The sequence below is a fragment of the Mesobacillus foraminis genome, assembly GCF_004340465.1.
In the GTDB taxonomy this organism is placed as follows: domain Bacteria; phylum Bacillota; class Bacilli; order Bacillales; family Cytobacillaceae; genus Mesobacillus_B; species Mesobacillus_B foraminis.
Genome location: NZ_SLVV01000010.1, coordinates 71312 through 87182, shown reverse-complemented (window position 1 = coordinate 87182; position 15871 = coordinate 71312). Strand labels below are relative to the sequence as shown.

General features: G+C 43.0%; 13 protein-coding genes and 1 riboswitch. Of the genes, 8 read left to right on the top strand and 5 right to left on the bottom strand.

Annotated features, from left to right (window positions below; all coding sequences use genetic code 11):
• Positions 1–45: 45 nt before the first annotated feature.
• Positions 46–1320, bottom strand: coding sequence for an acetylornithine deacetylase (locus tag EV146_RS18665; RefSeq protein ID WP_132009369.1), 1275 nt, complete (start codon positions 1318–1320; stop codon positions 46–48).
• A gap of 87 nt (positions 1321–1407) precedes the next feature.
• Positions 1408–1508: riboswitch (TPP riboswitch) on the bottom strand.
• A gap of 241 nt (positions 1509–1749) precedes the next feature.
• Here EV146_RS18665 and EV146_RS27135 point away from each other — a divergent pair.
• Complete coding sequence (locus tag EV146_RS27135; RefSeq protein WP_158287135.1) at positions 1750–1905, top strand: hypothetical protein; 156 nt, start codon at positions 1750–1752, stop codon at positions 1903–1905.
• 283 nt (positions 1906–2188) lie between these two features.
• Here EV146_RS27135 and EV146_RS18660 read toward each other — a convergent pair whose 3' ends face one another.
• Both EV146_RS18660 and EV146_RS18655 read right to left on the bottom strand, forming a co-directional pair.
• Positions 2189–2635 (bottom strand): DUF4385 domain-containing protein, encoded by a 447-nt coding sequence (locus EV146_RS18660; protein WP_132009731.1) that lies wholly within the window; start codon positions 2633–2635, stop codon positions 2189–2191.
• Between the two features lie 165 nt (positions 2636–2800).
• Positions 2801–3979: a sulfite reductase subunit alpha gene (locus tag EV146_RS18655; RefSeq protein WP_132009366.1), complete on the bottom strand. Its 1179-nt coding sequence runs from the start codon at positions 3977–3979 to the stop codon at positions 2801–2803.
• A gap of 441 nt (positions 3980–4420) precedes the next feature.
• Here EV146_RS18655 and EV146_RS18650 point away from each other — a divergent pair, with 441 nt between their 5' ends.
• The 7 genes from EV146_RS18650 to EV146_RS18620 all read left to right on the top strand — a co-directional run bounded on the left by EV146_RS18650 (position 4421) and on the right by EV146_RS18620 (position 14207).
• Complete coding sequence (locus EV146_RS18650; protein ID WP_277873227.1) at positions 4421–5074, top strand: DsbA family oxidoreductase; 654 nt, start codon at positions 4421–4423, stop codon at positions 5072–5074.
• A gap of 251 nt (positions 5075–5325) precedes the next feature.
• Positions 5326–5520, top strand: a complete 195-nt coding sequence (locus EV146_RS18645; protein WP_132009360.1) for a gamma-type small acid-soluble spore protein — start codon at positions 5326–5328, stop codon at positions 5518–5520.
• Between the two features lie 236 nt (positions 5521–5756).
• The gene (locus EV146_RS18640) at positions 5757–6443 is read left to right on the top strand and encodes a response regulator transcription factor (protein ID WP_132009357.1); all 687 of its coding nucleotides are present in this window, start codon (positions 5757–5759) and stop codon (positions 6441–6443) included.
• Positions 6444–6446: 3 nt separating this feature from the next.
• Positions 6447–7451 (top strand): sensor histidine kinase, encoded by a 1005-nt coding sequence (locus tag EV146_RS18635; RefSeq protein ID WP_132009354.1) that lies wholly within the window; start codon positions 6447–6449, stop codon positions 7449–7451.
• A gap of 98 nt (positions 7452–7549) precedes the next feature.
• Positions 7550–8311, top strand: coding sequence for an ABC transporter ATP-binding protein (locus EV146_RS18630; RefSeq protein WP_132009351.1), 762 nt, complete (start codon positions 7550–7552; stop codon positions 8309–8311).
• The gene (locus tag EV146_RS18625) at positions 8301–10241 is read left to right on the top strand and encodes an FtsX-like permease family protein (protein ID WP_132009348.1); all 1941 of its coding nucleotides are present in this window, start codon (positions 8301–8303) and stop codon (positions 10239–10241) included. The genes EV146_RS18630 and EV146_RS18625 overlap by 11 nt, the downstream gene beginning before the upstream one ends.
• Positions 10242–10511: 270 nt before the next feature.
• Positions 10512–14207: a polysaccharide deacetylase family protein gene (locus tag EV146_RS18620; protein WP_132009345.1), complete on the top strand. Its 3696-nt coding sequence runs from the start codon at positions 10512–10514 to the stop codon at positions 14205–14207.
• Between the two features lie 109 nt (positions 14208–14316).
• On the opposite strand, the gene EV146_RS18615 is transcribed toward EV146_RS18620, so the two are convergent.
• Positions 14317–15153, bottom strand: a complete 837-nt coding sequence (locus EV146_RS18615) for a hypothetical protein (RefSeq protein WP_132009342.1) — start codon at positions 15151–15153, stop codon at positions 14317–14319.
• 195 nt (positions 15154–15348) lie between these two features.
• Positions 15349–15642 (bottom strand): hypothetical protein, encoded by a 294-nt coding sequence (locus EV146_RS18610; protein WP_132009339.1) that lies wholly within the window; start codon positions 15640–15642, stop codon positions 15349–15351.
• Positions 15643–15871: the final 229 nt, after the last annotated feature.

The window sequence follows — 15871 nt, the reverse complement described above, 5'->3', positions numbered from 1 at the left end:
ATTACAGAAATGGCTGCCATTAAAACGAAATTTTGAACCCCCGATTTATTTTTTTGTATGGCACCATTGATAGATAAACGTTACCATCACCTTTGTAAATTGTACAAGCTGGTCAATGGATAGCTGCTCGTTGACGGAGTGCGCTTCACGGAGAGTGCCTGGTCCGTAAATGGCGGCCGGAATCCCTGCGGCTCCAAACCACCCCCCATCATTGACAGTTGTAGAGACTCCGACTTCTGCTCCTTCTTTTAAAATGCTTTCGTGCGAATGCATTAACGTATGTACTGCCGGGTGTTCGCCGTCAATCTCCAGGGATGGAAAAATCTCTCCGCGGTCGACGATCATGGAGGAACCGCCCCATTCAAAAGCCGGGAGATTCTCTCTTAACCATGGATCTGCCTGTGCAATGGCGAGAATGTGTTCTTCGACTTCCTTCGCCACCTGTTCATGGGTCTCATTTGGATAAAAATGCACCGTTATCCATAAACGGCATTCATCTGCAATGAAAGCGGGGTGTCTGCCCCCTTCAATGACAGCCGGGTTAATCGTGTTTGTTCCAGGAGGGAAACCCTGATAGCTTTTGGTAACAGCCCAATGCCTTTCAAGCTCCTGCAAGCCCTGGATGATTTTTGCCATTTTTTCAATCGTACTGGCCCCAAATAGCTGTCCCCCTGCATGAATCATTTCTCTCCTTGTCCCATCATGGAAGGTTTGCTTGCTTTTCACCGTGATCCAGCCTGTTATCACTCCGCCTTGACCTTGAATCTTTAAATCGCTCGTATCGACAACAACCGCAAAATCCGCTTTATAACCCCGATTGCAGCATTCCAAAGTTCCTGCTTCGCCCACTTCCTCACCAATGACCGATTGAAAAGTCAGGTCACCGGGGAGCTCAATGCCTGCTTCATGAAGTAACTGGATGGCAAATAGCGCTCCTGCCAACCCTCCTTTCATATCGGCCGTGCCCCTGCCAATGACAGCACCGTCTTGAACGATTGGCGTAAATGGGTCGGCCATCCATTCCTCATCATCACTCACTTCTGCCACATCCATATGGCCATTGATGATCAAGCTTTTATGATTGCTTGATTCAGCCCCCTTCAGTACACCAACCACATTCGGGTCCCCCGGGTACACATCCCATTGATCGATTTCAAAGCCTTTTTCCTTTAAAAAGGCAGCAACATACTGCTGGGCTTCCTCGGTGTTCCTGGCCGGCGGTGCCGGTGTTTTAAATTGCACCAGATTCTTTAGCAGATCAACCAATTCATCCTTCCGATCCTCTACCTGTTCAACCAGCCTTTTTATTACCTTATCCATTCAATCTCCTCCTCCAAAATAAAAAACCGCTCCCTGTAAAAGAAGCGGTTTTCACATCTATCGCAATTTTAAAGAAACAAACTCTAATTACGATCGTTCCCACTTCCCTTCGCTAGCATTATCTAGTGCAGGTTCAAGGGTTAAGGCAAACGCCTCTCTCAGCTTTGAAAGCACCCCTAGTGTTAATGTTATTCAAATGTTTGATCTCCCTAATCGTTGCATAATTTTGAATAGATATCAATATGAAACTCGATATTCCTTTTAATCCTGTCTAAGAATCCCGCGGACTGTGATCATCATTTATAAAATTTGGCTGGTTCAGTAGACTGCACCCTAATGACCTCAGATAAAACAGGAAAAAAGACTGGCAGAGAATGGTCGTATCATCCTTTCCATGAACATATAAATCTGTTAAAGGGGGAGATGGGTATGATAGAACTATGGCTGACGGTCATTGGCATTATGGCTTTATTCTTTGTCGGACTTTACTTTTTCTTTCTGGCCATTAAATCATCGGTAGACACCGATGATGCGAAGAGAATTGATAAACTTCCGGAGGATTACCCTTATCGGGATAACTCCTAGGACCTGTCATGCTTTTCTTAAAAGCCCATTATATAAAAACACAAATGCAGATCATGCAAATATTCAGTCTCTGTCCTATCAGCCGGTTTCCAGCCGGCCTTTCTTCATGAAAAATCGTTTATTTAGAGACAGGCTTCCTCGAAATTTTCCTTCTACCGATTTTCGCAGCGATCTTTTTATCATCTACACTGACGGTCCAAAAATAGCTGGGTTTTATTTATCCGCTTTAAACATCATTCCTTAAATTCTTCGCCAGGCCTCCAAACCTCTCGCCGCTCCAAAATCACCCATACTTTTTCTGATGTTCGTGTTTCATGGCAAGATACTCTTCGTCCTCCCTTGCCTGCTTCCACTTCTCCTTAAAAATGGCAGCAGACTCTGCTTTCACAGGATCATTTTGTCTTTCCTTCACTGCACCGTCTTCATCGTATTTCCTTCCGCCTTTATAATTGGTATATCGCCGGGCTCTGGTATAGCCCATCTGGAGAAACTTCCTGGCCATATCCATTCCGACAAAGTCCTTTTGATCCTTATAGGTAAGAAACAGCTCATAGATTTTATCTGAAGATTCCCTCGCAATTTCAGGGGTTTTAAAGCGCCAGTAAGGAAGGATTTCACTTTTATACGGTTCAACCAGGAGGACCCCCTGCTCCCCCCTGCCCACCCGGTAAAGCTCCGGATGTTCACGAAAATCAATTTGGTCAAAATCTAGGGAATAATCAAACGGCATACTTTTCACCCTTTTTTCCCCTGCTTTTACCCTTGCTTTCCTCATCCTATGCATGAAGCCCCACGAGGATTTTATATTGCTCGGTGAAGTGGGAAGGCTAAATAAAAAAAACAGCCACAGCCTTTGCCCGAATGCAAAGACCTGTGGCAGTTTTCCGTTTTATTCTTAATACACGTCACGCTGATAGCGTTTCTGCTTTTGCATATCCTTGAGATGAGCTTCAGCTTCTTCAGCGGTCATTCCGCCTTCTTTTTGAAGGATGGCAAGAAGGGTCTCGTGAACATCTTTCGCCATGTATTGCTTATCTCCGCAAACGTAGAAATAAGCACCCTTTTCCAGCCACTCATACAATTCCTTGCTGTTTTCAAGCATTTTGTGCTGGACATATACTTTTTGCTCAGTGTCACGGGAGAAGGCTGTGTCGAGTTTGGTCAGCACGCCCTCTTTTTGATAGTTCTCCAATTCAGTTTGATAAAGGAAATCCGTCGATGAATGCTGATCTCCAAAAAATAGCCATGACCTTCCGGAAGCACCATTTGCTGCCCTTTCCTGGATAAAGGAACGGAACGGGGCAATCCCTGTGCCTGGTCCAACCATGATAATATCGGTTTCCTGTTCTTCCGGCAGGTTAAAGTGCTTATTCGCCTGAACGAATAGCGGAAGTGTTTCTCCTTCATCCAACCGTTCTGCGCACAATACGGAACAAACCCCTTTCCGTTCGCGGCCATGGGCATTGTAACGCACAGCTCCAATGGTCAGATGCACCTCATCCGGATGGGCCGTCAGGGAACTTGCGATCGAATAAAGACGCGGCGGTATTTTCCTGAGTAACGAAACGACATCCTGAGCGGAAGCGTTCCATGGTCCAAAATCGCGCAGCATATCCAGCAAATCGCGGCCGTTGATATATTCCTTCAACTGGGCTGCATTCTCAGCATCCACCAGTACTTTAAGCTCCTCGTTTTCCGTTAATGCTGCCGCGTTCTGCAGAATTTTCTTCGTCAATAGCGTAATTTCAAAGTATGTTAAAAGCGCCTGCTTCAGAGGCAGTGTTTCGCCCGTTTTACCGATGACGACAGCCTGTTCTGCATCCCACTTCATTTCCTCCAGAATGGCCTCTACCAGCTCCGGATCATTTTCAGGGATAATCCCCACACAATCCCCAGGTCCATACGAAAGGCCAGAGTCTTTCAACGACAGCTCAATATGCCGTGTTTCTTTACTGGATCCTGGTTTATTCAGGTTTATATTTACAAGGACTTTTGCATGAAATGGGTTCGTCCTTGTATAAGCTGTTTTGTTTTCGGTTGGTCCTTCAGACTTTGTATCTGCTGTCACTACCATGATCTTCACCTCTTAATTTCATCTAGCATTAGGATAACATAAAGATAGCACAGGATGAGAGTTTTAGCTGTGTTTTTGTTCACATATTTTTTCTTACCTAAATATTCGTTAATCGGTACCGAAAATGGAGCCAATCCATGATCCCTTTCCATACGGTGAATGGTCAACTTCTTCTGTTTAGGTTACGTAGGGTCTCATTTATTATACGGCAGAACAATACCCAATGGCACTTTCCCCTTCTATTCCATTATATTTCACTACCCCATGAAAATGTTAATTAGACCATGGACCAATTTTAAAAAGAGCTAAAAGGACCGAGAGCCGGAATCATATTCCGTGTTAAAGCTTAAGCAACCCGCTATACTATAGGAGAATAATGATATGGAGGGATACAGGATGCAAATTGAAATGTGGACTGACTTTGCTTGACCGTTCTGCTATATTGGCAAAAGGCGTCTGGAGGACGCTATTAAACAGATTGACTACCCAATTGAAGTGACTTACCGATGCTTTGAATTGGATCCGACCATAGGACGGGATATAAAAGAAAACATGTACGAAGGATTAGCGAAAAAATATGGAATGAGCATCGCACAGGCAAAAGCCAACACTGAAAATATGGTGCAAATGGCCAAGGAAGCCGGCCTGGATTATCAAATGGATACGCTTATTTTAACAAACACCTTTGATGCCCACCGTTTGACGATGTTTGCGAAAAAGCATGGGAAGATGCACGAAATAACGGAAAGGATCCTCCGTGCCTATTTTACGGAATCCAGGCACATTGGTGACCACGAAACCTTAACGGAGCTTGCAGGTGACGTTGGGCTCGACCGGGAAGCTGTAGCAAGGATGCTTGCAAGTGACGAGATGGCAGATGCCGTCCGTGGTGATGAGAAGGCAGCTAAAGCATACCGGGTAACCGGTGTCCCATTCTACCTGATTAATAAAAAATACGCCCTGACCGGCGCGCAGCCAACGGAGGTCTTTGTCCAGGCCTTGCAAAAAATCATTGCCGAGGATGAAATCACCGTATTAAACGGCCAGGACGGCGGTTTTTGTGACGGCGACGACTGTGAAATCCCTAAAGAATAATCATAAGAACCTGTCTCTGAAATGGGGCAGGTTCTTTTTGATTTCTGGTTCTGTGCGGCGGACACGTCTAGGACCCTATCCCATGATATCCGAAAACGTGGGACTCCTGCGGTTCAAGAATACCCTGCCGGCAGATCAAGCTGGTATAGACGAACCGAAACTGGCTCAACGTCAATGCAGATTTAACAGGTAAACAAAGGAAATGGATAAATTTATTCCGCCGGTAACACCCTATCATTGAGGTGAGAAAGATGAACAAATACACAACTGGAGGAACTGATATCGAGTCGGTAAAGCAGCAAAACGCCAATTCTGGCATGTCCTACAATGAAGTAAAGGCCTTTTTGGCGAGAACAACCGGCGGTCATGGAACGGCGGGATACAGCAATACAGATGTCGAGCAGGTAAAAAGGAACAATAGCCCCGACAGACAGGGAAGCGATTGAGAAATAGCAGTCCTTGATCCCTGAACATCTATTTCATAGAGACTGCTCGATATGTGAAGTTCTCGGGCAGTTTCAATATCCCCCATGGACTTCTCCCTAGTAATCATGAACCTTCCTTTCGGGAAATATTAAGTAGACACAAGGTGAGTACTATAAACTGGACATTCCCTCTAGCCCGCAGGAAATTTTTACTATACAATTTATAGGTAAAAAGATAAAAGTGCGGGTGAATGCTTGTGTTTAAGCTATTGCTGATAGAAGATGATGCAACATTATTTAACGAAATTAGAGACAGGCTCGCCGGGTGGTCTTACGATGTGTATGGTATTGATAATTTCAGTAACGTCATTCAGGAATTTTCCCTTTTAAAGCCTGATTTAGTGATTATTGATATTCAGCTCCCAAAATTTGACGGGTTTCACTGGTGCCGGATGATACGGTCCAACTCCAACGTACCGATACTATTTTTATCTTCACGGGATCATCCAACCGACATGGTGATGTCGATGCAGCTTGGAGCTGATGACTTTATTCAAAAGCCATTTCATTTTGATGTGCTTATCGCTAAGATACAGGCGATTCTTCGCCGAGTGTATAATTACAATAATGAACCTATTTCACTTAAAACATGGTGTGGGGCCACCGTCGATTATGAGAGAAATACGGTCACAAACGATGCAGGAACCATAGAGCTGACGAAGAATGAGTTTTTTATCCTAAAATTGCTGATTGAACAGAAAAACAGGATTGTCAGCCGGGATGAATTAATCAAAAGCCTGTGGGATGATGAGCGTTTTATCAGCGATAATACCTTAACCGTTAATGTGAATCGGCTTCGAAAAAAGCTGGAAGAGCTTGGCTTGGATCACTTGATCGAAACTAAGGTTGGTCAGGGATATATGGCGAAAGAAGAAGGTCATTGATAAATGGTTAAGAATTATCTAATTGAAAGGCGAAGCTGGATCCTCCTCATTTTATTCCTGCATTTCTTCATTCTGTTCGTCGCCTTTTTTGATTCAACCATTCCGTTGCTGCCAATTGTTTACATAGTGTTTTTATCATTGATCATTTTTACGATTTTTTTAATTGTCCGCTATCATAAAGAAACAAAATTTTATAAAAGTCTTGAAGCATGGGAAAACAATCTTGATCTAAAATCAATCTCCAGCCCCGAAAGCCCGTTTGAAAAACTGATTGAGGACAGTGTGGTCAGCCAGACTGAATTCCTGAAAAAGATGGCCTCACAAAATCAGATCTCTTTAGAGCAGGAAAAGGATGAGTTATTATCCTGGATTCATGAGGTAAAAACACCGTTAACCGCGATGCGATTAATGATTGACCGTCTGGAAGAACCGATGAAATCGCAGTTAAACTATGAATGGCTGCGGATCCATCTGCTGCTTGACCAGCAGCTTTACCAAAAAAGGATCCCTTTCATGGAAAATGACCTGTATATCGAGAATACAGATGTAAAAGCCTTGATTATTAAGGAAATTAAAGAGCTCAAATCATGGTGCATTCAAAAAGGAATTGGCTTTGATCTACATATTGAGGCTGGCGAAGTGCTGAGCGATGCGAAATGGCTGGCCTTTATCATCCGACAGCTGTTAACCAATGGTATTAAATATAGTGAAGCCTCCGATATCCATATCAGGAGTTTTCAGCAAAACGGACAAACGGTCCTGGAGGTGGAAGACTTTGGACGAGGCATTGATTCCAAAGACCTCCCGCGAATATTTGATAAAGGCTTTACTTCTACTGCCAAGCATCAGGATCATGCGGCAACAGGAATGGGGCTGTATCTGGTCAAAAAAGTGGCCAAGCCCCTGTTGATCAACCTAGACGTCCAGTCAGAGCCGGGATCCGGGACCACTTTTACCTTACTCTTTCCAAAGCGAAATCAATTCGATACCACCATTACAGGCATGTGACGAAATTGTCACATGCTTTTATGATTTGTAGTGTCAATCGAAGGAACTGAACAGCAGGGCCTACTATAATAAAACTATCAAATAAGAGGTGATTAGCCATGAATATACTTGAAGCAACAAAAATTCATAAAAGCTACGGAAATAAATTTAACAAGCAAGAAGTTTTGAAAGGCCTGGATGTGACCATTCAGAAAGGAGAATTTGTCAGTATCATGGGCGCTTCCGGTTCAGGGAAAACAACGCTCCTGAATGTCCTTTCCTCCATTGATAACGTCAGTAGCGGCTCCATTAAAATTGAAGGAAAAGAAATGACAGGCATGAAAGAAAAACAGCTCGCTGAATTCCGGAAGCATCATTTGGGTTTTATTTTTCAGGAATATAACCTATTGGATACACTGACCGTCAAAGAAAATATTCTGTTGCCGCTGTCGATTACAAAAACACCCAAAAAAGAAGCAGAGCAAAAATTCAATACGGTGGCGAAGGAACTCGGCATTCATGAGTTGAAAGATAAATATCCGAATGAAATATCCGGGGGTCAAAAACAGCGGACCTCTGCAGCCCGGGCCTTTATTCATGAACCAAGCATTATTTTCGCCGATGAACCAACTGGCGCACTTGATTCAAAATCTGCTTCGGATCTGCTGAACAAGCTAAGCGAATTAAACGAGAAACTAAAGTCCACCATTCTGATGGTCACCCATGATCCCGTTGCGGCCAGTTACTGCAACCGCGTTATTTTTATAAAAGATGGACAAATTTATACCCAGCTGACGAAGGGCGAAGAATCGAGACAGAGCTTCTTTAATGGCATCATGAAAACCCAGGGGATCTTAAGCGGGGTGCAAAATGAGCATTAATCATCTCATCCTCCAAAATCTAAAAAAGAATATCAAAAATTATTATCTCTATATATTTGCCCTAGTCTTTACTGTAGCCCTGTATTTTGCCTTTGTCACCCTGCAGTACGACCCGGCTTTGGATCAAACAAAAGGAAGCATAAAGGGAGCGGCTTCCATCCGTACAGCATCCGTTTTACTGGTAGCGATCGTCACGATTTTTCTTTTATATGCCAACAACATCTTCATCAAACGGCGCAGCAAGGAAATTGGGCTGCTGCAGTTGATTGGAATGACTAAAAGCGGAATTTTCCGCATTCTGGTCCTTGAAAACTTAATCCTGTACTACGGCTCTTTGATCTTTGGCATTTTTATCGGGTTTTCTGCTTCAAGATTGATCATGATGATCTTGTTTAAAATTATTGGTGTTGAGACCGCCGCAACATTATCCTTTTCAACAGAAGCATTGATTCAGACTCTTGTGGTTTTTGCGGTTATTTATCTTTTTATTATGCTTATGAACTATCTGTTCATTAAAAGACAAAGCATCTTGTCTCTATTTAGAGTTCTTTCATCAACCGAGGAAAAAGTAAAAAAAGTTTCTCTCTTTGAAATGTTCCTCGGAATTTTTGGCATCTTGCTGGTTATTTTAGGCTATTTTATTTCGTCCAAGTTATTTGGCGGAGACTTTACCACCATGACCGAATTATTCTTAGCCATGATCTTCATTTTAGCGTCCGTTATTATTGGAACCTATCTTTTTTACAAGGGCTCCGTCCGGTTTATCTTTTATATGATCCGTAAAAAGAAAGATGGTTATTTAACGATCAATGAAGTATTATCCCTTTCCTCCATCATGTTCCGGATGAAATCCAACGCATTATTATTAACCATCATTACAACTGTATCGGCTCTGGCGATCGGCTTGCTGGCGTTAAGCTATATTTCGTATTACTCTGCGGAGAAATCCGCTCAAAATTATGTAGTTGCCGATTTTTCGATGGTAAATGAACAAGATGCTGAAAAGTTCAAAGAGGCATTGGCAGAAAATAAAATTGGATATAGTGAAAAGACAATGGATGTCATTCAGGTAAATGCAAACATCAAAGAAATCTCGGAGATAAAATTAAAGGAAATGAATTTTGACCCTAATATCATGACAATGCCCGTCATCAGTGACAAAGACACGGATAAGGTGGATGTTTCTGCGAAAGAAACGGTTTTTACGGGTTATAATGATTTGCTGCAAAAATTCATGCCTTTGAAAGATTCAGGCCGGATTGAATTACAAGGAAAAAAAGAGACTATTCCGCAAGAATATTTAGGTTTAAGACATGATTATGTAGTTTACGATTATTTTACAAGCGGCGGTCTTCCTGTCGCCATTGTAGACGAAACCATTTTCGAAACCTTGAGAAAAGATCTTAACCTGGACATTCAAAAAGAATCCACCCTTTTTATCGGCATTGATTTGAAAGACAAAAATGAAATGAAAAAAGCAAATGAACTGTTTCAAAACATAACGTTCAATAGCGGGCATGATTCCCAGCTGGAAATGAGTAATTACCAAAAAGCAAACATGGGACTGATGATGTTTATCGTTGGCTTTTTAGGCTTAACCTTTTTAATCACATCCGGATGTATTTTATATTTTAAACAAATGGATGAAAGTGAAGAAGAAAAACCTAATTACACGATTTTAAGAAAACTGGGATTCACGCAAATTGATTTATTAAGGGGTATTCGGGCAAAACAAATCTTTAACTTCGGTATTCCATTGGTGATTGGCCTCGCCCATAGCTATTTTGCCGTCAAGTCCGGCTGGTTCATGTTTGGCACGGAACTGTGGACACCAATGATTCTCGTGATGCTTTTATATACCGCTCTATACTCGGTTTTCGGAATCCTGTCACTCCGCTATTACAAAAAAGTGATTAAAGAAGCACTATAAATAAATAGGAAAGGCTCCAGTCTGGATTGACTGGAGCCTTTTTCATTATATGAGCCTTTATTCAAAGTCAGTTTAACGGATTAAATGGAGGATTCTATTTTACAATTATAATAAATACTTCCCCCTACCCCCAAAATTTCAATCTCGCTTCCTAAACTTTTGATATTAGTCATTTTTTGTCGAATGAAGTTTTTTTGCTGACTTTTGCTCTTAGGGTTCCGTGCATTTCTGTTCCCTAAAATGACATTACACCTATGAGGAGGCACCTGTATGAATCGAGTTTTCAGGTGGATTGTCAGATCATTGTTTGCACCTGTCACCGGAAATGCCGGGGCGGTTGCAAGTACACTTGGTTTTTTTCTGGCCTTTTTACCATTAGATAGTTTAAGAGTTCCATTATTGCTGGCTTTTTCTCTATTATTTCGGCTTAATATTATCGCCTTGTTCCTTGGAACGCTGATTACTGTTTTTACACCAAACCTTCGTGAATTGCCATCCGTCGATTTTAGTCTGTTGGAGAAATTCGGGTTCCTTTCAGCCCTGATAACGAAAGTCCAATCCTCACAGATTATTGCATCCGGGGTCTTTGGAGGCTTTATTGGACTCCTCTGCTATTTTTTCTTTCACTGGTTTTACAACTTAGGGCTGAAAAAAGAGGACCAAAACCAGGACCATGTTTTTCTTGACCCGGCCAAAAGACGCTGGTCGATTATTAAGCGAATGAGTGCAGGCTTTGCTGTCTTAATCGTTTTAGTCTCGACTATTTTTTTCCAAAGTCTTCATAGAGATCCGGATTTCACTGAGCTGCAATTGAATCATCCAAGCACAGAAAGGAACGGGATTGAACCGATTCAATCAAGTTTTAGCGAAGAAGAGCTTGCTTCACAGGTCCAACAAACGGAGCGTTCCACTCTTGTTAAAGAAGATATGGGAAAATTAAACGAAACACAACTGTCGAACAAACAGGAAGTGTTTGGCTTTTACGTGAATTGGGACAAAAACAGCAAGACCTCCTTCAAGAAGAATATCGATAAAATTACGATCTTAGTGCCAGAGTGGCTGCAGCTGACCCCTGCCCTTACCCTTAAACCCAGCACGGACAGCTCTATTGCTAAAGATGCAAAAGCGCATGGGATCAAGATTCTTCCGTCCGTTACCAATTATATTGATGATAAATGGGATGGCGATGTACTCCACGAGCTGTTTACTTCTCCGGGCGCTGAAGATTTTTTCATTTCCAATATGCTTGCTTATGTGAAAGGAAATGACTTTAATGGCATCAATATCGACTTTGAAGAAATCAAGGAAGAAGACAGATCCCATTTCACTGATTTTATGGCGAAAGTCAATAAAGCCTTTCATCAGGAAGGTCTCATGGTCACAGCCGCTGTCCCGCCAAAGAACAAGAGCTTTGACTATGCCTCATTGACAGACAGCGTTGACCGTATGATTGTCATGATGTATGACCAGCACCATTCCTTGAGCGAGCCTGGTCCAATCGCTCCTGTTGATTGGGTAAAAGAGAGCCTGGCCCAGCTCCCTGTCCCTTCCGAAAAGCTGATTGTGAGTCTGGGAAACTACGGCTACGACTGGGAAGGAAAATCCAGGAAGCCGGCAACTAACACAACGTTCAGGGATATCATGGAAATGGGCAGCGGGACCAGCCTAAAGATCCATTGGGATCAACAAGCTGGAAACCCGTATTTTCGATACAAACAAAATGGAAAGAAACATACTGTCTGGTTTTTAGATGGAGCAACCTTCTATAATCAGATGAAGCTGGCGATCGACAGCGGTTCAAGAGGAATAGCGGTTTGGCGTCTCGGTTCTGAAGATCCTTCCATCTGGAAGTACATCAATCAGCCCAAGCAAATTCAAGATCCATACAAAGCCCTAAAAACCCTGGAAAACCAGGAGCCAATTCACTCTTCAGGTGATGGAGAGATTTTAAAAGCAGTCTCTCAAGAGGAAAATGGAAAAAGAACCATAGATTTGGATACAAAGGGCCTGATTAAAACGGAAACCTACAATCAATTCCCCAGTCCTTTTGAGGTGGCCCGATACGGCAAACCTGAAGGGAAAGAAATCGTCCTTACCTTTGATGACGGTCCGGATCCAGCCTATACTCCGCAACTATTGGACATTTTGAAAAAGAATAATATTAAGGGAACCTTCTTTGTTGTTGGAGAGAATGCATTGCTGCATCAGGACCTTGTTAAAAGGATTCATGACGAAGGGCATGAAATTGGCAATCATACCTATACTCACCCAGATATTGCGTCCATCTCGCCTTATCAGACAAGAATGGAGCTGAATGCCAATCAGCGTTTAATCCAGGAAATTACCGGACACTCCATGACCCTTTTCCGCCCACCATATGTGGCGGACACTGAGCTGAAGACCAAAGATGAACTGGTGCCTCTGACACGTGCCCAGGAAATGGGTTATACCATGGTAGGTCAATCAATCGACTCCGAAGATTGGAAAAAGCTTCCCAGCAACGAGATTGTGAAACGGGTAATCGATCAGCTGCCAGATGGGAATGTAATCTTAATGCACGATTCTGGCGGTGACCGCTCCAGTACTGTAGAGGCCTTGCCAACGATTATTAAAGAGCTGAAACAGCGCGGGTACACCTTCACGACTGTTGCCGGCCTGATCGAGAAGAGCGAAACTCAGATTATGCCGCCTGCCGATCAGGACAGCCCTTATCTGATTTATGACAAGGCAGTATTCATGGTCATGAAAGGCTGGCACCATGGGTTAAGCTTCCTGTTCTATTCCGCCATTGTGCTCGGAATACTGCGGCTGGCTCTCTTTGTTTTCCTTTCGAGAAAACAGATGAAAAAAGATAAAGAAACACAGATTGACCCAAGCTTTACCCCTTTTGTCAGTGTAGTGATCGCTGCCTATAACGAGGAAAAAGTGATTTGTAAAACCGTAGATTCCATTTTATCCAGCGATTACCGTGCTTTGGAAATCCTGATTGTCGACGATGGATCAAAGGATGGCACTGCCGCTGTGGTTGAGGAAACCTATGCAAACCACCCCCTCGTCACATTAATTAAAAAATCGAATGGAGGAAAGTCGTCTGCAGTCAATCTTGGTTTTAAAGAGGCAAAGGGAGAAATTGTGGTGGCGCTTGACGCCGATACACTCATCGCTGAAAATGCGATTTCCCTTCTTGTGAACCATTTTAAAAATGGCCAGGTGGCCGCTGTTTCAGGCAATGTAAAGGTTGGCAATAAAGGAAACCTCCTGACGAACTGGCAGCACATCGAATATGTCACAGGCTTTAACCTGGAGAGAAGAGCCTTTGCTGCTCTTAACTGCATTACCGTTGTGCCAGGTGCAATTGGTGCTTGGAGAAAGTCGGCGGTGGAAGAAGCCGGGTACTTTAAAGAAGACACACTGGCAGAGGATACCGATCTTACGCTGACCCTTTTACAAAACGGGAAAAAGATTGAATTTGAGGAAAAGGCCTATGCCTTTACCGAAGTGCCGGAGGATGTGAAAAGTCTGGCCAAGCAGCGTTACCGCTGGGTTTATGGGACGCTGCAATGCTTATGGAAGCATCGCGGGGCTTTATTTAATAAAAAACATCACTCCCTGGGATATGTCGCGCTTCCAAACATGTGGCTTTTTCAATATATCTATCAAACGATATCGCCACTTGCAGATCTTTTGTTCATTGTCGCCCTTTTTAACCCGCATCCTGAGAAGGCAGCCATCGGATTTGTGCTATTTTATTTGCTGGATTTCTTTACTTCCCTATATGCATTCCGATTGGAGAAGGAAAGTCCCAGACCGCTGGGCTCCCTGTTCCTGCAGCGAATTCTGTATAAGCAGCTTATGACCTATGTGGTGATAAAATCCCTCTTCTCCGCATTAAAGGGAGTAACCGTTGGCTGGGGTAAACTAAAGCGAAAAGGCAATGTTACACAGGAAACCTCTATTGAAGGGTGAGGAACCTGGTTAATACCCATTATTGATCGAAAAGGTCTTTCCCGGCTGGGAAAGACCTTTTTTATGCTAAAAAGAGCCGCCTTCATTTGGCGACCCTTTTCTAAAAGATTTAGAGTTTTTCTCCTTTGTTCCCTTTTTGCTCCTTATTGATTGCAGCTTTTTCTTTTGCGGTTTGAGAGACTTCCTGGCCTCGGTTGGCGGGCTTTACGGCTGAATTTGCTGGATTAGTTCCCTTTGTCGCAGATGCAGTTCTTGCTGCAGGTGCTTTCGGACTGGCCGCGGATTTGGTTGCTGCAGGTGTTGCTGGAATAGATTTCACTGGTGCAGATGGCGCTGTGGCTGTACGATCTTTTTTGGTTGTCGTCGATGCGGAGTCGGTTGTTGTCACAGGTGCTTTTATACGTGTCTCCGTTTTCGTTGGTGAGGTTACTTTTGATGTCACTTGCTTTGGTGCAGATGGCTTTGGTGCAGGCCTTGCGGTTGTCGTTTCCGGTACAGGAGATACTGCAACAGCAGTTTTCCTTGTTGGTTTTACGCTTGTCTCAGGCCTCGTTGCTGCAGAAGGAGCAGGCACTGCAGTGTCACTCTGCTTATTTGTGGCCGACTTTTCTGCAGTCTTCTTGCTGACATTTTTCGTATTCTCATCAACAAGGGCTATAGCTGCATCGCTCGTATTCTTATTGTCAGGAACCTTTTCCAAGGCTGAAGGATTAGAAGAAACCTTAGTTTGAACGTCCTTCTTATCATTCACTGCAGGTGTTTGAGCATTCACCGTTTTTTCAGCTCTGGAGATTATATCCGTTTTTTTAAGATTGTCGTTTAGTGCTGAAGCACTTCTTTTGATCAGTTCTTTAGGTGATTGCTCCACCAACAAAGCAGCGGAGATTGAAAACGTGACAGCCCCTGCTAGGACCATCGCAAGTGCCCCCTTGGTTCGTGTACTCATAAAATTCCCCTTCTGTCTTATGTATAGTCGTATTAATAGAATACGAACATACCAGATTGTATTGTGGGGGTATAGGAACCATTTAGTATTGTTGTTAAATGGTCACGCCAAATAAAAGTTAAAAAAGGCCGCCGCAAGACAGATGTATGTAAAAAGCTCCTTCGGCAGAAGAAGCTTTTAGACAGGAAAGATTCATTAATCCTCAATATTTAATCCTTCAATGACAAATGTTTTCAATTTATCGCGTGTTTTTTCTAACCCTGCCAATACATCATTTTGGGTTAGTTCACCGCTTAATTCGTACTTGAGTATATGCCTGGGTTGTTCGACGTGGGCCTTGATTTTTCCCATTCCAGTATCATCATCATCCATGTCGATATTTTTTAGCCGGTATTCAGTTTGCATGCTGTTGGCCAACTCCATTTTTAACCTTGACATGTCAAAACCTTCCTTTAATTTCACCGTTGCTGCTACGCGGATCCTACTCATTGTTCCAGCTCCTCGCCAATTATTTACAAGGTTAAGGTTTGCATTTTCTGGAATGAATATGTAAGGATAAGAATTGTTTTGTAACTGGCTGGAACCAAAACACTAAATAGCCTTACTCAATTTGAAGCCTTAAAATAAGGAATTAACCCCTTTTGGCCTCCATGCCTCCCTTTCCCCTTACATTTTACTTATTTTCATCCATGACCCAGCTTCTAAAAAATATATTTTA